At 39.4% G+C, this 21,278-nt stretch carries 18 protein-coding genes and 1 other annotated feature; of the genes, 3 read left to right on the top strand and 15 right to left on the bottom strand.

Going from position 1 to position 21,278, the window contains the following annotated elements:
• Window positions 1–39: 39 nt before the first annotated feature.
• The 8 genes from ACHZEU_RS21155 to ACHZEU_RS21120 all read right to left on the bottom strand — a co-directional run bounded on the left by ACHZEU_RS21155 (window position 40) and on the right by ACHZEU_RS21120 (window position 8,805).
• Entirely contained in the window at window positions 40–552 is a 513-nt protein-coding gene (locus ACHZEU_RS21155; RefSeq protein WP_004226730.1) for an adenine phosphoribosyltransferase, read from the bottom strand.
• Between the two features lie 23 nt (window positions 553–575).
• Window positions 576–2,906, bottom strand: coding sequence for a single-stranded-DNA-specific exonuclease RecJ (gene recJ, locus ACHZEU_RS21150; RefSeq protein ID WP_103118487.1), 2,331 nt, complete (start codon window positions 2,904–2,906; stop codon window positions 576–578).
• 142 nt (window positions 2,907–3,048) lie between these two features.
• Window positions 3,049–3,840, bottom strand: a complete 792-nt coding sequence (trpA, locus tag ACHZEU_RS21145; RefSeq protein WP_066036497.1) for a tryptophan synthase subunit alpha — start codon at window positions 3,838–3,840, stop codon at window positions 3,049–3,051.
• 1 nt (window position 3,841) lies between these two features.
• The gene (gene trpB / locus ACHZEU_RS21140; RefSeq protein WP_279495623.1) at window positions 3,842–5,047 is read right to left on the bottom strand and encodes a tryptophan synthase subunit beta; all 1,206 of its coding nucleotides are present in this window, start codon (window positions 5,045–5,047) and stop codon (window positions 3,842–3,844) included.
• Window positions 5,047–5,661 carry a phosphoribosylanthranilate isomerase gene (locus ACHZEU_RS21135; RefSeq protein ID WP_279495624.1) on the bottom strand — a complete coding sequence of 205 codons (615 nt, stop codon included), beginning with the start codon at window positions 5,659–5,661 and terminating at the stop codon, window positions 5,047–5,049. Before ACHZEU_RS21135 ends, trpB begins: the two co-directional genes overlap by 1 nt.
• The gene (trpC, locus tag ACHZEU_RS21130; protein WP_066036499.1) at window positions 5,658–6,449 is read right to left on the bottom strand and encodes an indole-3-glycerol phosphate synthase TrpC; all 792 of its coding nucleotides are present in this window, start codon (window positions 6,447–6,449) and stop codon (window positions 5,658–5,660) included. The genes ACHZEU_RS21135 and trpC overlap by 4 nt, the downstream gene beginning before the upstream one ends.
• On the bottom strand, window positions 6,449–7,477 hold the full coding sequence (trpD, locus tag ACHZEU_RS21125) for an anthranilate phosphoribosyltransferase (protein ID WP_066036500.1): 1,029 nt from the start codon (window positions 7,475–7,477) through the stop codon (window positions 6,449–6,451). The genes trpC and trpD overlap by 1 nt, the downstream gene beginning before the upstream one ends.
• The gene (locus ACHZEU_RS21120; protein WP_066036501.1) at window positions 7,477–8,805 is read right to left on the bottom strand and encodes a chorismate-binding protein; all 1,329 of its coding nucleotides are present in this window, start codon (window positions 8,803–8,805) and stop codon (window positions 7,477–7,479) included. Before ACHZEU_RS21120 ends, trpD begins: the two co-directional genes overlap by 1 nt.
• 99 nt (window positions 8,806–8,904) lie before the next feature.
• Window positions 8,905–9,146 (bottom strand) — a binding site (T-box leader).
• 320 nt (window positions 9,147–9,466) lie between these two features.
• On the opposite strand from ACHZEU_RS21120, the gene ACHZEU_RS21115 reads away from it, so the two are divergent.
• On the top strand, window positions 9,467–11,155 hold the full coding sequence (locus ACHZEU_RS21115) for a methyl-accepting chemotaxis protein (RefSeq protein WP_066036502.1): 1,689 nt from the start codon (window positions 9,467–9,469) through the stop codon (window positions 11,153–11,155).
• A 106-nt stretch (window positions 11,156–11,261) separates the two neighbouring features.
• Here the strand turns inward: ACHZEU_RS21115 and secDF are convergent, their stop codons facing one another.
• A complete protein-coding gene (gene secDF, locus ACHZEU_RS21110; protein ID WP_066036503.1) occupies window positions 11,262–13,529 on the bottom strand; it encodes a protein translocase subunit SecDF in 2,268 nt (755 codons plus the stop codon).
• A 346-nt stretch (window positions 13,530–13,875) separates the two neighbouring features.
• A complete protein-coding gene (locus tag ACHZEU_RS21105; RefSeq protein ID WP_279495625.1) occupies window positions 13,876–14,184 on the bottom strand; it encodes a post-transcriptional regulator in 309 nt (102 codons plus the stop codon).
• 93 nt (window positions 14,185–14,277) lie between these two features.
• On the opposite strand from ACHZEU_RS21105, the gene ACHZEU_RS21100 reads away from it, so the two are divergent.
• Window positions 14,278–15,795 carry an oligosaccharide flippase family protein gene (locus ACHZEU_RS21100; protein ID WP_048395180.1) on the top strand — a complete coding sequence of 506 codons (1,518 nt, stop codon included), beginning with the start codon at window positions 14,278–14,280 and terminating at the stop codon, window positions 15,793–15,795.
• Here the strand turns inward: ACHZEU_RS21100 and ACHZEU_RS21095 are convergent.
• Complete coding sequence (locus ACHZEU_RS21095) at window positions 15,792–16,427, bottom strand: DUF421 domain-containing protein (protein WP_066036504.1); 636 nt, start codon at window positions 16,425–16,427, stop codon at window positions 15,792–15,794. The two genes, ACHZEU_RS21100 and ACHZEU_RS21095, sit on opposite strands and share 4 nt — an antisense overlap.
• Before the next feature lie 138 nt (window positions 16,428–16,565).
• On the opposite strand from ACHZEU_RS21095, the gene ACHZEU_RS21090 reads away from it, so the two are divergent.
• Complete coding sequence (locus ACHZEU_RS21090; protein ID WP_279495626.1) at window positions 16,566–17,417, top strand: polysaccharide deacetylase family protein; 852 nt, start codon at window positions 16,566–16,568, stop codon at window positions 17,415–17,417.
• Between the two features lie 73 nt (window positions 17,418–17,490).
• Here the strand turns inward: ACHZEU_RS21090 and yajC are convergent, their stop codons facing one another.
• The 4 genes from yajC to ruvB all read right to left on the bottom strand — a co-directional run bounded on the left by yajC (window position 17,491) and on the right by ruvB (window position 21,276).
• A complete protein-coding gene (gene yajC / locus ACHZEU_RS21085; protein ID WP_004226696.1) occupies window positions 17,491–17,757 on the bottom strand; it encodes a preprotein translocase subunit YajC in 267 nt (88 codons plus the stop codon).
• 253 nt (window positions 17,758–18,010) lie between these two features.
• Window positions 18,011–19,156, bottom strand: a complete 1,146-nt coding sequence (gene tgt, locus ACHZEU_RS21080; RefSeq protein ID WP_016991901.1) for a tRNA guanosine(34) transglycosylase Tgt — start codon at window positions 19,154–19,156, stop codon at window positions 18,011–18,013.
• A 57-nt stretch (window positions 19,157–19,213) separates the two neighbouring features.
• A complete protein-coding gene (gene queA / locus ACHZEU_RS21075; RefSeq protein ID WP_279495627.1) occupies window positions 19,214–20,254 on the bottom strand; it encodes a tRNA preQ1(34) S-adenosylmethionine ribosyltransferase-isomerase QueA in 1,041 nt (346 codons plus the stop codon).
• Window positions 20,255–20,271: 17 nt separating this feature from the next.
• Window positions 20,272–21,276, bottom strand: coding sequence for a Holliday junction branch migration DNA helicase RuvB (gene ruvB, locus ACHZEU_RS21070; RefSeq protein ID WP_004226692.1), 1,005 nt, complete (start codon window positions 21,274–21,276; stop codon window positions 20,272–20,274).
• Between the last annotated feature and the right edge of the window lie 2 nt (window positions 21,277–21,278).

The following is a 21,278-nucleotide window of genomic DNA, read 5'->3' as shown; positions in this document are numbered from 1 at the left end:
AAAAAGCGCCCACAGTATAGGGCGCTTTTTGCCATGCTCTTAATATTGAATAAGTGTTTTAATATTTAAATCGCCAAGCTTTTCGCGACCATTTAATTCTAGAAGTTCAATCAGGAATGCACAGCCTACTACCTGACCACCTAATTGTTCTACTAAACGAACCGTTGCTTCAACTGTACCACCAGTCGCTAGTAAATCGTCACAGATTAAAACTTTTTGACCAGGCTTAATTGCATCATGATGCATTGTTAACGTATCTTTACCATATTCAAGACCGTAGTCTGCACTAATTACCTCACGTGGTAATTTACCAGGTTTACGAACAGGGGCAAAGCCGATTTCAAGTGCATAGGCAACTGGACAACCGATAATAAAACCACGTGCCTCAGGGCCAACAATAATTTCAGCGCCCACTTCTTTTGCATATTCTACGATTTGGTCTGTTGCATATTTGTATGCAGGACCATTATCCATAATTGTTGTAATATCTCTGAAGGTAATGCCCTCTTTCGGCCAATTTTCAACCGTTGTAACGTATTGCTTTAAATCCATGTTATTGCTCCTCCTACGAAACGTTATTCGTCCGCTGATGTTAAACGTTCATCAAACCATTGTTTTAATTCTATATAAGGAGCATAGACAAGCTTTTGCTCCATTTCAATCTGTTCTGAACGTTGTTTGTAAGACGGTGCCTCTGTTAGTGCTTGTTTTGGAGCATTCACGTTGACAGTCGTCAGTCCACTCTCCATTTTAACAAAATCAAGCTCAAAAAACACCTGTGTCATAAATTTTAGTGTATCTAATGGCCACCCCGTATGCTTCGCTAAATCTGCGATATGCATATCAAGCGGAAAGGCTGGTCGATTTTTCAAGAACTTATAATACCAAGCAAATTGCTCACGAGTAGGTAGACCACTGAAGTATTGCGAGTCAGGCATATAAAAATGAGCATAAATACGTGAAGGGGCTGTCTTCTGTAAAACGTCCTCTAGCTTTTGAACATTGTGTGGCAAGTCTAATAGCACGATGTAATCACTTTGTTCAATATTTGAAAGGGCTGGGTCAACCAGTGTAATAGGTGCACCGATTAATGATTGATAATAGGTCATCGTTTCTGGACGAAAGGCGATAAACCGGGCCACGTCCTTCGGTACCGTATTCAGCCATCGAGCTGTTTGACGGATACCACGAATATCAAATAACTGCCATTCTGTAGTTTGGACATCCTCGATCATAAATTGGGCTTTTTTACGTCCCTGCCATTCGTTAATTTGCAAATCGCCTATAAAGGAAACTTTGATGCCATACGTTAATTCATCATGTAAATGCCCTTTGTTAAAACCAACACTATCCAATTTATCATAGCCGTTTGTTATTTCCATTTTAATATGATTCTCGCCCGCTCCAATTTTACGCATGGAGGCGATTTCTACATCCTCTAGCACATACACAGGCTTAGGGAAATCTGTGCCAAATGGTCCTAGTGTTGAAATTTCCTCAATAGCATCCGCTGAAATTTCGTCAATGCTGAGCGGTATATCAATATGCACTACAGGTGTTAATTGCTCCTCTGTTAAACAGGCTCTTGCCTGAGCATCTAAGCGAGTACGTAGTTCATCCACATGCTCTAATGATAAGGTCATACCTGCAGCCATAGGATGTCCACCAAAATGCGGTAAAATATCTCGATTTTTAGCTAGTTCATTATATAGATGAAAACCTTCAATACTTCGAGCAGAACCTTTTGCTATGCCCTTTTCGGGATCGAGTGACAGCACAATCGTTGGACGGTAATACAGTTCAACAAGACGTGAGGCTACAATTCCTACAACACCTGCGTTCCAGCCCTCGCCAGCAACAACAAGAACTAAGGAATTGCCGATTTTTTCATCTGCTTCAATCAGTGCGATGGCTTCATCTGTAATACTTTTCACAATATCTTTGCGCTCGGTATTGCAGGCATTTAGCTTTTTTGCCAATGCGGTTGCTTTAGCATTATCCTCCGCCATTAATAATTCGACACCAGGAGCTGCTTCACCTAGACGACCAACAGCATTCAATCGTGGACCAAAATAAAAGCCAATCGTTTCTTCTGTAATTTTCGTCTGCTCTGTACTGGCTATGTCACACATCGCTTGTACCCATGGACTAAGGGAACGACGCATTTCTTGTATGCCCCTCTTCACGAGATAGCGATTTTCATCCACCAACGGAACCAAATCTGCTACAGTGCCAATCGCCACAAATTCTATTAGATGGCTTGGTAGTTCACCATAAAGAGCATGTGCCAGCTTAAAGGCTACCCCTACTCCTGCTAGCTCGCCAAATGGATATTGCCCTTCTGGTATTCGGGGATGAAGAATAATATCTGCTGGTGGTAGCTCCTCACCTGGCTCATGGTGATCTGTCACAATGACATCCATACCAAGCTCCTTTGCTACTCGAATAGGCTCAATACCAGATATACCATTATCCACTGTAATGATTAACTGTACACCATCTTCATAGGCCTCCCGAAATAGGGCTTCATGCGGACCATAGCCATGGATAAAACGATTCGGAATTTTAAAGGAGACGTCTGCTCCAAGATCTAGTAAAACATGTAACATAACGGTTGTGCTTGTCACACCATCCGCATCATAATCACCATACACTAAAATTTTCTCACCATTTTCTAGTGCTTGTTCAATTCGTGCTACCGCTTCAGCCATACCATGCATAAGAAATGGGTCATGGATATTTGCCTCAGTCATATTTAATAAGCTTTCTGCCTCAGCCGTTGTTTCGCAGCCTCGTGCTGCTAAAATTTTTGCTGCAATCGCAGAAAGTTGTAAGTCATTTTGTAATGCTTGTACAAGTGTTGCGTCAGGACGCTCCACCTGCCATCTTTTTTTTGATAGAATCATCTGCTCACTTCCTTACGAAAGCTATTATACCGAATTTCTATAGGTTGCGCACTATCCGTTAGATTGATAGTTTTATCCATCGATTTTTAATTTCTATTCGTCACTTTCCCATTTATTTCATCATCAAAAAAAGCCTACTCTTCTAAAGAGTAGACTTTTCTAACATACCTTTCGAGGCGGCTACTAATGCTTCCACCGTTGCCAAATCTCCTTGATGCAATGCCGTCACAATGGCACTACCGACAATTACACCATCTCCCAAAGCCCCCATCTTTTTCACTTGCTCAGGTGTTGAAATACCAAAGCCTGCAAGCACAGGGATTGGACTTGCTTGACGTAAGCTTGCAAAATGCTGTTCTAAATTATCGGCAAAACGCGATCTTGCTCCTGTGATCCCATTAACGGTCACTGCATAAACAAAACCTTGACTAGCTGCTGCGATGCGTGCTATACGCTCTGGAGGGCTTGTCAATGAGATAAGCTGTACCACATCAATGCCATATGGATTTAATGCATCACGTAACAACTCGCTCTCTTCCAATGGGACATCTGGTACAATTAAACCCTTAACTCCTCCAGCTACACAGGCTTGCGCAAAAGACTTTAAGCCATATGCTAATACTGGATTGAAATAAGTCATGACTACGAGGGGCACTGTTATTTCATCTCTAAATGACGCGAGTGTTTGCAACACGTTTCTTAATGTCACACCAGCTTTGAGTGCACGTTCTCCTGCTCGTTCGATTGTTGGACCATCGGCAACAGGATCTGTAAAAGGAATCCCTACTTCAATAGCTGTTACCTCTAATTGCTGCAGTTTTAAAATAGTTGGCTTAATGGTCTCTAGCCCTCCGTCACCTGCCATGATATAAGGTATAAAAGCTTTATGACCTTCAGCTTTTGCCTGATCGATCGCTTGCTGTAAAGTTGTCATTTTACATCCCCCCTAGTGCTGCTCGAACTGTGTGAACATCTTTATCTCCTCGACCAGATAAGCACACAACAATGATCTGATCTTTTGCCATGGTCTTTGCAAGTTTTGCCGTATAAGCAATAGCATGAGAACTTTCAAGTGCAGGCAGTATCCCTTCTGTTCGGCTTAATAATTTTAGTGCCTCCAGTGCTTCAGCATCTGTGATGGAGTCAAATTGAGCTCGACCAATATCATGTAAATAACAATGCTCTGGTCCTTTCCCTGGATAATCTAACCCAGCTGAAATAGAATGTGCTTCTTGGACAAAGCCGTTTTCATCCTGTAATAAATACATGTAGGCGCCATGTAATACACCTAATTTTCCACCTGCGATGGCAGCAGCATGCTTCCCAGTTTCAAGACCACTTCCTGCTGCTTCAACACCGTATAAGGCAACTGATTCATCATCAACGAATGGGTGAAACATACCGATTGCATTACTGCCACCTCCAATACAGGCAACAACTGCATCAGGTAAACGCCCCTCTTTTTGCACGATTTGCCTTCTTGTTTCTACTCCAATGACACGCTGAAAGTCCCGAACAATTTTTGGGAATGGGTGAGGACCTAAGGCAGAGCCTAAAATATAATGTGTATCCTCAACATTTGTCACCCAGTAACGTAGGGCAGCGTTCACAGCATCCTTTAATGTTTTAGAACCACTTTCCACCGATTGAACCTTTGTGCCAAGCAACTCCATACGAAAGACATTTAACTGCTGACGTTTTATATCTTCTGCTCCCATAAAAACAACACATTCTAGATTTAATAATGCACATGCAGTAGCTGTTGCCACACCATGCTGACCAGCTCCTGTTTCAGCAACGATTTTCTTTTTACCCATGCGTTTGGCTAGAAGTGCTTGCCCAATCGCATTATTAATTTTATGTGCACCTGTATGGTTTAAATCTTCACGCTTTAAATAAATCTTTGCTCCATCTAGCGCCTTCGTTAAATTTTCTGCGTAATAGAGCGGTGTTTCGCGGCCAACATAGTCTTCTAAATAATAGGACAGCTCCTCTGTAAATGCAGGGTCTAGTAATGCTTGCTCATAAGCAGCTTCTAATTCAAGCAAGGCTGTCATTAATGTTTCGGGCACAAACCGACCACCAAATTGTCCAAAACGCCCTTCTTTTGTCGGTACACTATTTGCTATTGATATTCCCATCATCTGCTCCCCCTCTTTACTGCCTGTAAAAAAGCTTGTATTTTGGTAGAATCCTTGCTTCCATTTGTTTCTACACCACTTGAAACATCCACCATAAAAGGCCCTACATCCGTAATAGCCGCTTCAATATTGTCTACATTGAGACCACCCGCTAATAGTAATTTTTCTTTGGGAATCCCTACTTGCTCAAGGAGTGTCCAATCAAAAGTGTGACCACTCCCGCCTTTAAACTCTGTACCAGGCGCGTCAAATAAATAATAATCTACCTGATAGTTGGCAGCCGCTTGAACATCCTCTTTTTCTCGTATCGATAATGCCTTTATGGCGGGATAACCTTGCTCCTGAATAAATGCTGGCGTTTCCTCCCCATGATATTGCACATAATCTAAGGGCACTCGCTCTACTGCTTCCTTTAATTCGGCTGACGTTGGATTCACAAAGACACCTATTTTTAAAACGCCTTGTGGTACATGCTTCGCTAACTGTTGGGCTTGCTCAATGGATACACGACGTTTACTCGGTGCAAAAACAAACCCTATAGCATCTGCACCAGCATGAACAGCTGTTTTGACATGTTCTTGCTCCTGTAGACCACAAATTTTGACCTTTGTCATACCGATGCCCCCTCTTTACTTACTTGCAAATCTCGTAGTGCTTGCCCCGCATCTCCACTCCTCATTAAAGCTTCACCTACTAGGACACCACTAGCCCCCATCGAAGCTACTAGCTTCGCATCGTCCTGCGTCCATATGCCACTCTCACTAATTAATACTCGATTCTCATCAAATGGAAACACATTAGCAATTTCTCTGGTGCGCTCTAGGCTTACTTCAAAGGTACGTAAATCACGATTATTAACGCCAATTAACTTTGCATCTACCGCAAGAGCGCGTTCAAGCTCTTCACAATCGTGTACTTCCACTAAAACCTCTAGGCCTAAGCCCGTTGCATAGCTATATAAATCACGTAAGGCATCGTCTGTTAAGGCTGCCACAATTAATAAAATAATGGATGCACCTGCCGCCTTGGCAAATCGAATCTGCACTCGATCAATCATAAAATCCTTACAAAGAAGTGGGGTATCTACAGCAGCAGCAACTGCTGCTAAATCTTCAAAGGAGCCTTTAAAAAATTCCTTGTCTGTTAAGACCGAAATAGCTGCTGCTCCTGCTAGTGCATAGACTTTTGCTTGAGAAACTGGGTCTGCTCCGCCAGCTATTAACCCTTTTGAAGGGGAAGCACGCTTCATTTCCGCGATGACTTGCAGTGTATGAGCTTGACACAATGATTCAATGAACGAGCGACGTGGCGTTTCTGTAAAGTTTGCTAAAGGATCTGGCTGCTCTAATAAAGCACCTACCTCAATCTTTTTTTGCAGTAATATTTTATTGAGTATATTCATTACCCTACCTCCACTTCTTTAATTTGCATGCTATATGTTACAACCGCCTCTAATTTTTGTTGTGCTCTACCGCTAAAAATACTTTCCTTTGCCATAGCAACACCCTCTTTGATGGTTTCCGCTTGACCATAGCCAAATAAGCCGATGCCAGCATTTAATACTACTGTATCTAAATAAGGACTCCGTTCCCCAGCCAATATTTTTTGCATAATCACCGCATTTTCATCTGCATTGCCACCACGGATGGCCTCTAAAGGGGCCATTTGAAGACCGACATCTTCTGCATTTAGGGAAAAGGGAATTAAATCTCCTTTATCTACTAAAACCAATGTATTTTGACCTGCTAATGAAGCCTCGTCTAAGCCTTGTGGTCCTGAGACGACAATGGCCCGCTCACGTCCAAGCATTTGTAAGACTGAGGCATATTCCATGACAAAATTCGGTCGATTAATGCCTGTAAATTGTGTGGATAATGGGACCGGATTTGTTAAAGGACCAACAAGATTAAAGATTGTCGGTTTTCCTAATGAACGGCGAACTTCACCAATTCTCTTTAATTTCGGATGAACATTCGGTGCATAAATAAAAGCGATTCCCTCTCGCTCTAGCAAATGGGCTGTTTGTGGGATGGAAATAGCTGTATGAATACCTAGTGCCTCTAGCACATCTGAGCTACCAGAGGAGGAAGAGATTTTACGGTTCCCATGCTTGGCAATTTTGACACCTGCCCCAGCTAACACGAAAGCAGAAGCTGTACTGATATTAAAAGTATGAAGACCATCTCCACCTGTACCGCAATTATCCATATAGCTACCTTCTTTTACGGCTATATCAAGAGCAAAAGATCGCATAATAGTTGCTAATGCGGCTACTTCATGTGCAGTTTCTCCCTTCGCAGCTAAAGCTGTTAAAAAGCTTGCTATTTCTTCTTTAGGAGTATCATCCTGAAATAACCATTGCGCTGCCTGTAGCATTTCTTCGTACATGAGATGTGTTCCCTGCAGTACTTTCCCTTGTAATCTTTCCATTAGTTTTGCCCCCCATTGTTCACCAGTAACTGTAAAAATGCCTGTTCTTCCTCTTGCACTTGATGTAAAACGTTTTGCACATTTGTATATTTGGTAACAGTTATTGTTGCTTGCAAATGCATGGTATCCTGTTTAACTACAATAGATTGACCTGTTAAGGCAAAATCCAAATGACCATTAAATCCAATAAAGCCGAGAGCACCAAAATAACCAGCTGCATACGGATGCTCCGTTGCTGAAAGTGGGGATATGGTTGCTGCTAAAACATCCAGGGCATGAAGCATTGGTAAAAGCTTTCCTTCCACCCTAGTCGTCATGTGCAGTGCCTTTTTGGACCGCTGGATACGCATAGCCTCCATGACCTGAACAGAATCTCGGAAACAAACCGACTGTAATTCTTGCTGAATAGCCCTAACAAGAAGTGCATGTGATTGCCTAATGCTTTCATGGTTGTATAATTTACGTTCATTTTCTAGTTCTTCATTTTTTGTTTCCCCTCGCGGATATGTTCCCTCTGTAGGAGTCGCAATAACGCTTTCACCTTTTACTCGGATTAGACTTTCAGGAGAAGTACCTAACACAACATGATCCTCAAATTCAATATAATACATATAGGCTGCAGGCTTTTTTTTACGTAGCTGTCGATACAAAGCCAACGTATCACCTTGAAAATTGGCTACATTGCGGTTCGGCAAAACTACCCTTGTTATGTCATCATGTAAGTTGGCTTGCATTGTCTGTAAAACCGTTGCAAATGATTGGTTTGTTGTAGTATCAAGCGGTTGATAACGATAAGATGCTTCGTCACTGATATGCCCGTTTACTATTTGTTGAGCCAATTCTTCCAAATCAGGTTCCTGCTTTTCTGCATCTATATTTGTATGAATCAATGTCACTTCATCTGTTTGATGATCGAAGACAATAATCGTTTCATAGACATGAAAATAAGCATCAGGCAGTTCTATTTTTTTATCTACGAACATCGTTGTACCGCCAAAGCCTATATATCCAACGGCACCTCCTGAAAATGGAAATTGCGTCGTATTGGAAATACGTGGCATGAGGCGTTTAAGAAGAACAATAAGTTCCCCTTGATGCACGTATGTTTTTCCTGTTTTATAGGAAACCTCTTGGATTTCTTGGCCCACACCTTTATATGTTTTTCGTGGATTAGCACCAATGAAGGAAAATCTTCCAGCTCCTTCGTGTTGGGTAGAACTTTCCAATAAAAATTTATGTTTTCCCTGTAAACGCCTAAAAATCAAAATAGGTGTTAAAGAATCGCCATTGATCGTTTTCATTTTTGTTCTTGAACTCGTTATTTGCATAGCTATTTTGCTCCTTTTTCAAAGATTCCTTTAGCTAATGTCTAGACGAATGCTGAATGAAAATAAAAAAGCCCTCTGCAAAAAGGATTATTCCTAATTGCAGAGGACGATTATGACCGCGTTGCCACCTCATATTAGAGCATATGCTCTCACTTTTGTGCTTTACATCATGGCTATGGTAAACCATACCTTGAAAGCACCCCTATAACGTGGGGAATCACGTTCGCTTTTTTATAAGCGACTCTCATAAGTCCATTCACATAAGCTGTAAATCAGTTTACACCAGCCACTGACTCTCTTTATTACACACTTAGGCTACTACTCTTATTCAACAATTTCTCAGCTATTCTCATCTAAACTCAGCTCATCTGTTCTGTGGCTGACCTCGCTCCCGAGATCTTCTACCTTGACCGAACAAAAAGTTAGCCTTAATTCTATGCCAATCCAATACTATTGTCAATCAATTCTGACGAAAAAAGTTGAAATTCCTATTTTATCAGAGGAATCAAAAGTAGGTATATTATCCTTCTATAAAAACTTATTGGAGAATAAGATTTCCTACGATTGAAAATTCCTTGACTATTGACCATGTAAATATATCAAGTTATAGTAATTTCAGAACATCAATTTTTTCCATATAATAAAAGAAAGTAGGAAGTTTATGTCCGTTCGCAAAAAATTAAATATAGGATTCATTTCCTTAACATGTTTACTTTTTATCTCAAGCATCGTATCATTTATTCAATTTAAAACAACTCAGAATGATTTAGAAGAAGTATTAAAGCATCGGATGGTGCAAATCCAATTAACAGATAAAATCCAACAACAACTTGCGTCTCAAGGTTTATTTTTACGCTCCTATATTTTAAATAAGAAGGACGAAACAGCTAAGGCCAATTTAGATCGCTATGAAAAGTTGTTACCTGAAACAGTTCATGAACTTTCTACTATTGTTCGATCAGATTATACAAAAAATATTATGCAGCAAATCACGGAATTGCAAAAAGAGTTACTGTCAAATTCACAGAAGGCTTTACAAGCGTTTAATAGTGGCAACACGGATCTAGCACTCTCAATCATCAATAATGATGTTACAAAATACAATAAGGACATTTTTAAGTTAACAACTGAATTATTAGCTTATCACGATGAACAGCTTCAAAATGTTGACCAATCTGTTAATCAAACCGTTTCACGCGCTATTATCATTGCTATTAGCCTTCTCCTTGCAAGTATTATTATTGGTTTATATTTTATGCATATGGTCAAAGCCTCCATTGTCCTGCCCCTACGCAAGGTTATTGGAGCAGCAGATACATTAGCACAAGGTGATTTAACAATTGCTGAGCTTGACCATCAATCAAAAGATGAGATCGGTACACTTGCCAATGCAGTCAATACATTAAAACAAAATCTAGCTGGTTTAATGACTAACATTCAAGATAGTGCATCCCATTTATCGGCTGTTTCAGAAGAGCTTTCTGCTAGCACTGAAGAAGTAACTGCAACTTCCGATAATATTGCTCAACGAATTCAAAATAATGTAACACATATCACTTCTTCTGCTAGTGCCTCTCAGCAAAGTGCTGTGGCAATGGATGAAACTGCATCAGGTGTCCAACGCATTGCGGAGGCGACTCAAAGTCTTCATCACAATGCAGAAAATCTGACGCAGCTTGCCCATACAGGTGGTGCAACGATTGCAACAGCAAAAGAACAGATGAATATGATCGCACTAGCAACTTCTGATATTGCAACATTAACGCAAAAACTAAGTAAGCAATCAGAAGAAATTGGGCAAATTACAACAGTGATTACAGCAATTTCAGAACAAACAAATTTACTGGCACTAAATGCAGCTATTGAAGCAGCAAGAGCAGGAGAACATGGGAAAGGCTTTGCAGTCGTAGCGGATGAGGTACGAAAACTTGCTGAGGAATCGAATCAATCTGCTAGCCAAATCGTTGCTATTACAAGAGAAATTCTAACAGATACACAAAATGTTGCAGCATCAGTAAATAATGGTTTAGCTTCTGTAAAGGATGGTGTAGCCAAAATTCATGAGGCTGGAGATGCTTTCTACTCCATCACCTCTGCTGTTGCTGCATTCACAGAGCAAATTAAAGAAATTTCTGCCACATCTGAAGAAATCTCTGCTAGTGCAGAGCAGGTTGCAGCTTCTGTCACGGAAATTGCCAATGTTTCTAACGAATCAGCAACGAATTCTCATATGATTGCAGAATCTGTTGACGAGCAAGTTGCGACCATGCAGCAGGTAAATACTGTCGCAGAAGAATTAAGTGAAAATGCGCAACAGCTACAAGGCTTAATCCAGCAATTTAAATTGTAAATACTATATGAAAAATCTGCTGCTTTTTATAAAAGGCAGCAGTTTTTTTTGCATGAAAAAAGCAGAGAATAGAAAACTATATGTTTTCCATTCTCTGCTCATTATATTATACAGTAGGCTCGTCTGTACCCCATTGTTTCTTCTCTTTTTTACGTAGCTTCCCATCTGATTTTTTCATTTCACGAATTTTTAATGAATACCAGATTTGAGCTGCGATACAGATTGAAGAATACATACCTGTAATCAAACCAATCAATAACGCGATAGAGAAGTTTTGAATAGATGGTGCACCAAAAATTAATAGGGCTACAACAACGATAATTACAGTTAATACTGTATTAACCGAACGACCCATTGTTTGGCGTAGCGATTTATTCACGATATTCGCCAATACTTCACGGTCATTAATGGTATCATAACGATCTAAGTTTTCCCGCATACGGTCAAAGGTAACAATCGTATCATTGATGGAATACCCAACAATTGTTAATACAGCCGCAATAAACGTAATATCTACTTCTAAACGCATGAAGCTAAAGACGGCAACAATTAAGAATACATCATGCAATAATGAAACAATTGCACCAATACCCATGCGCCATTCAAAACGAACTGCTACATAAATGATAATCCCTATTGCTGCAAGAGATAAAGCCTTAATCGCATTTTTTACAAGTTCCTTACCAACTGTAGGCGATACAGTACTTACAGCTGGTTCATGACCATATTTTTCGCCAGCTTCTTTTTTAAATTCTAAAATTTCTGCTTGTGTAAGGTCATCTTTATAGCGAATGACTGCTGTATTACTTTTCTCACCAGAGAGTATGATATCTTCTGATGAAAAATCAATGCTATCTAGATATTTGGACACTTCTTCTTTTGTTAATGTTTGATTCGATTCAATTTGGACACGAGTACCGCTTGAGAAATCGATACCTAGGTTAAGGCGGAAGATGCCAAGAACCACTAAACCAGCCACTAAAATGGCTAATGAGAACGTATAGAATTTCTTACGGTTGTGAACAAAGTCAAATCGATCGAATTTCGTTGATAAATCTAATGTACCAATATTTTCATCTAGACTATGCTGTTTAGATTTTGCAATACCAAACCATGCAGGACTGTTGAAATAGCCACTGTTTACAAGTAGTCCTAATAGGACACGTGAGCCCCAAACTGCTGTTAAGAAGCTCAATAAAATACTAATAATTAATGTTGTAGCAAATCCTTTAACAGAGCTTGTTCCCCATTGGAACAATACTGCTGCAGCTAATAAAGTTGTCAACTGCGCATCGACAATGGCTGATAAAGATTGTTTAGAACCAATTTGGAAGGCTTGTTTAGCGGAATAACCCACTCGTAGCTCTTCACGTATACGTTCTGCCGCTAAAATATTGGCATCTACTGCCATCCCTATACCCAGGACAATGGCCGCAATACCTGGGAGTGTTAATACCGCATTAATCCAGTCAAAGACCACTAATACTAGGAATGTAAACACAACCAGTGTAATGATGGAAATAAAGCCTGGTAAACGATAGTAGAATAGCATAAATAAGAAAATAACTATTACGCCGACAATACCAGCAAAAATAGTACTTTTCAGTGCTGCATCACCAAATTGAGCACCAACAGAAGTTGAATAAATTTCATCTAGCTTTACAGGCAATGCCCCAGCATTTAAAATATCTGCTAAATTTTTTGTTTCTTCAACAGAGAAATTACCGCTAATCATAACATCTGTTGTATTTAATGTTTGACTAACTGTTGCTGCAGATGCATAGCGAGGCTTTGCTTTTTGTGATTCCGCTTTATAGGAATCGACACCCTCTTCAAAGTCTAACCATACAACCAGTAAATTTTGACCTGCGGGTTTTGCCGCAATTTTACTTGTTATATCAGCAAATTTTTTCGCATCTTTTAAAGTTAAGGATACAATCGGACGATTTTGTTGGTCAAAAGAGCCTTTAGCACCGTTAGCTTTCAAATCGTCTCCATCTAATAATAAATTATCATCAACATCACGGAATGTTAAATTCGCAGAAGTAGACAATAACTTACGTGCCGATTCCTGATCCTCAACACCAGCTAATTGCACACGAATACGATTTTTGTCCTCAACCTGAATACTCGGTTCACTAACCCCCATCGTATTTACACGTTCACCAAGTGCAGTGGATGTTGCTGTGACAATTTCTGGTGTAATTTTTTGTCCTTCTTTTAATTCATTTACCTCGTAAAGCACTTCAAACCCGCCCTGTAAGTCAAGACCAAGCTTGATGTCCTTTAAGACGCCGTTTACAGTCGTACTAATACCTGCTGCCAATAGCACGATAATCAGTAGGAATGCAACTATACGACTTTTTAGTTTCATCAATAAATCCTCCTCGAATTGGTGTAAGGGCTGTCCTTACACGCCAAACAAGTAACTAGCAATACCTTTTGAAACGTTTAATCCTCCTTTTCATCTAGAATCGTGTTACCTGTGCTTCAAAAAGGTTGCTTTACTTATTTCAATCGTTCATAACGCGCAAGTTTATCTTAGTATTATTAGGTACTAGCCTTCTAAATGTCAATAAAAGCAATGAAGACTTATGTAAGTAAGAACTTATTCAAAATAAAAAAAGCGCAACACACTTATTATGAAACAGGTTGCGCTTGGTGTCAATTCAACACGTATAGGATTCTTAGAATTATTGTAAAATTTGACACATCATTGATTACGTTCTGACTGGACCAAGCAGTAATTGTAACTCGTCTGTATTGACTTCTTCAAACCAATTATTACTTTGTAAAAACTCTACTTGATTAAATGAGACGATATCAGATGGTGATACCGAAAAAATGGTAGAAATGACTTCATATAAACGTAGTTGCTCAACTTTCTTTTTACGCCATTTTTTTTCAATACAGTAGCGCCAGAGTTCTTCGGCTGTAATAGCATTATATTGATAATGCTGGAACTCTGCTATCTTACTATCAATTGCCGGACGAATCTTTTCAAATAGTTGCTCATATTGCATACTCATTTTGAATCATCTCCAATCAAAGTCGTAACGTAAGACATGCTTGCATACAAATAGTGTAAATGAATTTTTGCGGCTTGAGAAGGGACGGATGGCATGAGTTCTTTTGTACGAGGTACATTATTTTTAATGTTTGTGATTTTTTTATCTAAACTTTTTGGCTTCTTTTATAGAATGCAATTTATGCGGATTGCTGGTGAAGAGGCTGTCGGTATTTATATGACCGTCTATCCAGCGTTTATTTTCTTCATCTCACTCATTCAACTAGGACTACCTATCGCTGTGGCTAAAATAGTGGCTGAATTACTAGCAAAAAATAAACGTGAGAACATCTTTGGTGTCATGCGTACAGCCATTCTTTGGTCATTCATTGGCATGATCATTTTTATGCCACTCGTTGCACTAACAATACCATATATTTCAACAACCCTATTACATAATGAACAGACAACATTTACACTATGGATTGCACTCTTTGCTGTACCAGTATCAGTTGGATCTGGCTTATTACGTGCCTATTTACAAGGTGTTGCAAAGATTACACCGACAGCATGGGCACAAATGATCGAACAAATTGTACGTATTAGCTTCATTACTTTAATGCTACCCTATGTGGCTAATTACAATAATGCTGCTGTCACGGCTGCGGCGGCAATGGGCATTACACTGCTAGCCGAAGTTGTAGCATTCTTGTATTTATGGCTACACTATATCGTTTCCAAAAAGAAATTACTGACACGAAAAACTAAAATTGAAGGGTATCCTGCATCACCAATGTTACGTATTGCCCTTCCCTCTGCAGGCAGTAAGCTTTTTGGTTCTTTCACTTGGTTTTTAGAGCCGATTATCTTTTTAAAAGCTTTAACTGTGGCCGGTTTAACCGCTTCTGCTGCCACTATTTTATATGGTGTCATCTCCGGTGTTTTGGTGCCATTACTGTTATTTCCTGCGTTTGTATCAACAGCCTTATCGATTGTGCTCATTCCAGCTGTTAGTGATGCCGTCGCTCGTCAGCACACCCCGCTATTACAGGAACGAATTTCGGTATCCCTAAGATTGTCTTCGCTAGTGGGGTGCTTTGCTGCTACGTATTTCTTTGTGCATGGAGATGAATTAGCGATGAAGCTTTTCCATTTAGAAGAAAATCGTGGGTACGTTAAAATTTTAGCACCTATTTTTTATTTTTATTATATTCAAAGTCCTCTACACTCCATCTTACAGGCAATTGGTGAGGCAAGAGCTGCCATGATGAACTCCATCTATGGTGGGCTAGGTAAACTTTTCGTGATGTTTGTACTCGCCTCTCAACCAGGTATCCAAGAAAAAGGAGCCGTTGTAGCTATTGGCTTTGGGGTATTACTAACGTCATTCTTGCATATTGCAACAGTTAGACAACGTAAAAACCTGCGTGCGGGCTTCAGAATGTTTGTCGTGCCTTATAGTTGTTTTATTGCTGTTTGCGTCGCCCAGTATTTCCTTATTCCAATACTATCACTACCATTTATTTTAAGTAGTGGTGTGACATTATTTTTGCTATTTACCTTTTTATTATTTACCAATCAGTTGCGTATTACAGATTTCCGTTACATTAAAAAATTGGCGAAGAAAGTCTAGGATTCCTTTAATTGGATATGCAGCTTATTGTCTTCCCAAATACAAAAAAATACCGTTTCACTGTCAGTAATATTATTTTTTGCTAGCTCACCCATTAGCCAATCCACATCTTTATGCATGGTAAATAAATGTCTCTCTTGGATATCACCGTCGATAATCAATGGATACACAAAGGCTTTTTCATCTTTTTTATAGACAGAAAGATTGCCTGAAGGCTCTAAATACGCAAAGGCTACATCTGTCACAGATGCAATTCCGTTTTCTCGTAATTGCTGACATAAATCATCTAAATTATAGCGGTGTTTTCTCATCTCGCTCTCTAAAATAACACCGTCTTTTACTAATAAAGCAGGGTCACCATCCACTAGGTCACGTATTTTTTTGAACTTTAATGACAAAAAGGCACTTAATATTTGAATAAAGAGCAAAATAATGATAGGTAGTATGGCATTAAAGAGAGGATTTTTATAATCGTCTAGCGCAAAGGCTGCTACTTCTGCAATTAATACAAATACGACCAAATCGATGACTGATAATTCACCTACTTCTCGTTTACCCATTAAACGGAAAACGATGATGATAAACACATACAAAAAGCAAGTTCTAAAAATAATATGGTAATATTCTTCCATATAAACACCCCCATACTATCAAGGTGACCTTACTTATTGTTTTTTATACAGTTTTCAAGGAATAGTCCCTACTTGTTCGTACACACTAACATAGAGCTTAGATGCTTATCACAATAAACATGCAAACAAGGTGAGGACATGACAAAAAAAATAATCGTTTTCGTTTTTGTTTATATCCTTTTTCTTATTAGACCTTATCCTATTTACGGGTATCAAGAACAGGAAATACCTATTCTTATGTACCATCATTTAGAGGACAATATAAACAATACTACAGTTATTTCACCCAAAAGCTTCGAAAATCAAATGAAATTACTTAAAATGGAAGGCTATCAGGCCATTTCTGCTCAGCAATTATATGATTACTTAAACGACCAAGCGCCGTTACCTCAAAAGCCCGTGTTAATTACTTTTGACGATGGGTATTTTAGTAATTATAAAAAAGCTTACCCGATATTGAAAAAATATGATATGCATGCAGAAATCTTTGTGATTGCAAGCCGAATCCTAGAGATGAATGGAAACAATTACTATCCAAATGAAACAGCAAAGATGAGTTGGGATCAATTAAAGGAAATGAAGGATTATATTACAATCCAGAGTCATACTTGGGACTTACATTATAAATTACCTTCAAAAAATGGTAAACTAAATGGCGCAGTATTTGGTCCTAGTATTGTAAATGGGCAACTAGAGAGTCAGGTTGAATATGAAGAAAGGGTAAGAAATGATTTTATTCATTCAAGAAAAATAATCAAAGAAAAGTTAGGATATGAACCAATAGCAATAAGCTATCCTTATGGGATTTACTCACCCTCCACCATCAAATTAGCCAAGGAAGCTGGCTTTAAGATGGCCTTTGTCATACAAAATAAACATGTGAAAAAAGGCGATTCCCTATTTACGTTAAGCCGAATAACGATTAATGGCAATGATACTGGTGAGGCATTCATTCATAAATTAAAAACTACAACTGCAAAAAACATCTAAACACTGTCTTCTAATATTGTATAAAAAAGACTTACAATATAGCTATCGCCTATTGTAAGCCTTTTCTTCTTTGTTACTGATTGTCATTGACAATTCGTCCAATTGCTTGACGGTCAAATTTCACTCGTACATTGTCAGCAATTTTTAATGTCACTGCTGTGTCTTCAATTGCATCAATAACACCGTGTAAACCACCAATTGTAATGACTTTATCTCCACGTTGCAAACTACTTTGCATATTTTGTGTTTCCTGCTGTCTTTTTTTAGCTGGACGGATTAAGATAAACCACATTGCAACGAACATTAATAATATTGGTGCTAATCCTAATAATTGATCCATAATAGCATCTTGCCCCCTTTCCAAATCTCACTTTTTTAGTATAGACTATTCCACCATTAAAAAGCGATGGACAAGCCCAAAAATTTTCTCAATTACTAATATTTTTTCTATGATTGACAATATTTTGCTAGAAATATTCACTTTTTACAAAGTTTTGAATGATTTGCAAAACTATTGCTATTGAATATGGACATTAGGGGATGCCTAATGTCCTTTTTTAATTTAGCGCATGTAATAATCCTATTCGTCTAGTTTAAAAGTTTTTTGCATCTGGCCCATTAAAGCCGTATTTTTCAAAGAACTCTTCACGGAAATCACCAAGGCGATCTTGACGAATTGCCTCACGTACTTGCTCCATCAATTTTAATAGGAAGTGTAGATTATGATAGGATGTTAAACGAATACCGAACGTTTCTTCCGTGCGAATAAGGTGACGAACATAGGCACGAGAATAATTTTTACATGTATAGCAGTCACAGTTCGGATCAATCGGCCCAAAGTCACGTGCATATTTTGCATTTTTCACTACTAGACGTCCTTCTGATGTCATCAGGGTTCCATTACGTGCAATACGTGTTGGCAGTACACAGTCAAACATATCGATCCCACGAATTGCCCCATCAATTAAAGAATCGGGTGAACCAACACCCATTAAATAACGAGGTTTATTTTCAGGCATCATTGGCGTAGTAAATTCTAAAACGCGGTTCATCACATCTTTCGGTTCTCCAACGGATAATCCACCAATTGCATAGCCTGGGAAATCTAGTTCTACTAACGCTTCTGCTGAGCGGCGGCGTAAATCTTCGTACTCTCCACCTTGAATAATGCCAAATAAACCTTGCTCCTCTGGACGCTGATGTGCTTCCTTACAGCGTTTTGCCCAACGAGTTGTTCGATCAACTGATTTCAGCATATAGTCATGTGTCGCAGGATACGGTGGACATTCATCAAAGGCCATCATAATATCAGAGCCTAAATCATTTTGAATTTCCATTGCCTTTTCTGGGCTCAAAAATAATTTATCTCCATTGAGGTGATTACGGAAATGAACTCCTTCCTCCTCAATTTTTCGGAATTGACTAAGTGAAAATACTTGGAAACCACCTGAATCCGTTAAAATTGGACGATCCCAGTTCATAAATTTATGAAGTCCGCCTGCTTCTTTGACAATATCATTACCTGGACGAAGCCATAAATGGTACGTATTGGACAGAATAATACCGGCATTCATCTCTTTTAATTCTTCTGGTGACATGGTCTTCACCGTTGCTTGTGTACCAACAGGCATAAATGCTGGTGTTTCAAAGGAGCCGTGTGGTGTATGGACGATGCCAAGACGTGCTCCTGTTTGTTTACATGTATGAAGTAGTTCATATCGAATTGCTGGTTGTGTCATAAAATAAATAATCCTTTCTTATCTGAAGTAAAAACAGTACTCCGATTTTATCCACTATTATTTTTTGGGACGTATAAACATAGCATCACCAAAACTAAAGAAGCGATATCTTTCTTCTACAGCTTGCTGATAAGCACTTAAAATGGTCTCACGAGTAGCTAGCGTACTAACAAGCATGACTAGTGTTGATTTTGGTAAATGGAAGTTTGTGATTAACCCATCCACCACCGTAAAATTGTAGCCTGGATAGATGAAAATAGACGTCCAACCTTGTTCTGCTCGCACTTCTCCCTCATATTTAGAACCAATTGTCTCTAATGTACGAGTAGAGGTTGTCCCAACAGCTATTACCTTGCCACCGTTACGCTTTACGCGATTAATTGTATCTGCTGCTTGTTCTGTAACACTATAGAATTCTGCATGCATTTCATGGTTCTCAATCGAGTCTACACTAACGGGACGGAAAGTGCCAAGACCGACATGTAGGGTAATAAAGACAACCTCTACGCCTTTAGCCTTCACTTGAGCTAATAGCTCCTCTGTAAAATGCAGCCCAGCTGTAGGCGCTGCAGCAGAACCACGCTCTTTGGCATAAACGGTTTGATAACGATCCTTATCCTCTAGTTTTTCACGAATATAGGGAGGTAATGGCATTTCACCAAGTTGCTCTAATATTTCATAAAAAATACCATTATACTGAAATTCAAATGTACGTCCGCCATGTTCAAGCTCACCTGTACATGTAGCTGTTAATAAACCGTCACCAAATGTGATGACTGTTCCTACTTTTACACGCTTTGCTGGTTTTACAAGTGTTTCCCACTCATCTGTACCAGCCATTTGCTTCAGTAGCAATACTTCTATATGTGCACCTGTTTCTTCTTTTACACCCATTAAACGAGCAGGTAAAACTCTTGTATCATTTAGTACAAGACAGTCTCCAGCATGTAGCTCGTCTAATACATGGGCAAAATGGAGGTGCTCCACTTTATTTGAGCCCGGTGTCACGACCATTAATCGACTTGCTGTACGATCCACTAATGGTGTTTGGGCAATAAGCTCCTCTGGTAATTCAAAATCAAAATCTTCTACACGCATGAAAATAACTTCCTTCTTTATGTTTGTTGGGGATACTCATATCCAAAATGTTCGTAGGCTAAATGTGTGGCTACTCTTCCTCTCGGGGTACGTTGAATAAGGCCAATTTGCATCAAATAAGGCTCGTATACATCTTCTATCGTAACCCGTTCCTCACCAATTGATGCAGCAAGAGTATCTAAGCCTACTGGGCCTCCTCGGAATCGCTCAATCATATTGGTTACAAGTTTATGGTCAATATGATCAAGCCCTCTAGGATCTACTTGTAACAGCTCTAATGCTTGCTGTGCAAGACCCTCCGTTATCATACCATCTCCAAGCACTTGTGCATAATCTCGCACTCGTTTCAATAAACGATTGGCAATTCGAGGTGTTCCACGTGAGCGTCTCGCCATTTCCATTGCTGCTACTTGCTCTATTTCTACCTCAAATAAATGTGCACTTCTCACAACAATTTCAGCAAGCGATCGGTCATCATAATATTCTAGGCGCAGCAACACACCAAAGCGATCTCTTAGAGGAGCTGATAAAGCACCCGCTCTTGTTGTTGCACCTACAAGGGTAAAGGGAGGTAAATCAAGTCGTACAGAACGTGCTTCAGGACCTTTTCCTACCACAATATCTAAGCAGAAGTCTTCCATTGCTGGATATAATACTTCTTCAATAGCACGGGGCAGTCGATGAATTTCATCAATAAATAAAACGTCCCCAGGCTCTAGTGAACTTAAAATAGCTGCCAAATCTCCTGGACGCTCAATCGCAGGGCCACTTGTCATGCGTACGTTAACATTCATCTCATTTGCGATAACAGCCGCTAAGGTCGTTTTACCAAGTCCTGGAGGTCCATATAACAACACATGATCTAAACTTTCTTGGCGAAGCTTTGCCGCTTCAATGAATATTTGTAAGTTTTCCTTTACTTTATGTTGCCCAATATACTGTGCTAATTTTTGAGGACGTAAAGATAACTCAAACTGCTCATCATAGCTCCCTGCTTCACTTGCCATCATACGTTCAGACATGC

It is taken from the genome of Lysinibacillus sp. S1 (assembly GCF_044986265.1).
GTDB classification, from domain to species: domain Bacteria; phylum Bacillota; class Bacilli; order Bacillales_A; family Planococcaceae; genus Lysinibacillus; species Lysinibacillus capsici.
Note: the sequence above shows the minus strand (reverse complement) of the source record. Positions and strands in the feature narration are given on the sequence as shown.

Bases quoted from the DNA above. Each gene is read 5' to 3' on its own strand.
- ACHZEU_RS21155 (WP_004226730.1), bottom strand. From the start codon at position 552: ATGGATTTAAAGCAATACGTTACAACGGTTGAAAATTGGCCGAAAGAG.
- recJ (WP_103118487.1), bottom strand. From the start codon at position 2,906: ATGATTCTATCAAAAAAAAGATGGCAGGTGGAGCGTCCTGACGCAACA.
- trpA (WP_066036497.1), bottom strand. From the start codon at position 3,840: ATGACAACTTTACAGCAAGCGATCGATCAGGCAAAAGCTGAAGGTCAT.
- trpB (WP_279495623.1), bottom strand. From the start codon at position 5,047: ATGGGAATATCAATAGCAAATAGTGTACCGACAAAAGAAGGGCGTTTT.
- ACHZEU_RS21135 (WP_279495624.1), bottom strand. From the start codon at position 5,661: ATGACAAAGGTCAAAATTTGTGGTCTACAGGAGCAAGAACATGTCAAA.
- trpC (WP_066036499.1), bottom strand. From the start codon at position 6,449: ATGAATATACTCAATAAAATATTACTGCAAAAAAAGATTGAGGTAGGT.
- trpD (WP_066036500.1), bottom strand. From the start codon at position 7,477: ATGGAAAGATTACAAGGGAAAGTACTGCAGGGAACACATCTCATGTAC.
- ACHZEU_RS21120 (WP_066036501.1), bottom strand. From the start codon at position 8,805: ATGCAAATAACGAGTTCAAGAACAAAAATGAAAACGATCAATGGCGAT.
- ACHZEU_RS21115 (WP_066036502.1), top strand. From the start codon at position 9,467: ATGTCCGTTCGCAAAAAATTAAATATAGGATTCATTTCCTTAACATGT.
- secDF (WP_066036503.1), bottom strand. From the start codon at position 13,529: ATGAAACTAAAAAGTCGTATAGTTGCATTCCTACTGATTATCGTGCTA.
- ACHZEU_RS21105 (WP_279495625.1), bottom strand. From the start codon at position 14,184: ATGAGTATGCAATATGAGCAACTATTTGAAAAGATTCGTCCGGCAATT.
- ACHZEU_RS21100 (WP_048395180.1), top strand. From the start codon at position 14,278: ATGAGTTCTTTTGTACGAGGTACATTATTTTTAATGTTTGTGATTTTT.
- ACHZEU_RS21095 (WP_066036504.1), bottom strand. From the start codon at position 16,427: ATGGAAGAATATTACCATATTATTTTTAGAACTTGCTTTTTGTATGTG.
- ACHZEU_RS21090 (WP_279495626.1), top strand. From the start codon at position 16,566: ATGACAAAAAAAATAATCGTTTTCGTTTTTGTTTATATCCTTTTTCTT.
- yajC (WP_004226696.1), bottom strand. From the start codon at position 17,757: ATGGATCAATTATTAGGATTAGCACCAATATTATTAATGTTCGTTGCA.
- tgt (WP_016991901.1), bottom strand. From the start codon at position 19,156: ATGACACAACCAGCAATTCGATATGAACTACTTCATACATGTAAACAA.
- queA (WP_279495627.1), bottom strand. From the start codon at position 20,254: ATGCGTGTAGAAGATTTTGATTTTGAATTACCAGAGGAGCTTATTGCC.
- ruvB (WP_004226692.1), bottom strand. From the start codon at position 21,276: ATGTCTGAACGTATGATGGCAAGTGAAGCAGGGAGCTATGATGAGCAG.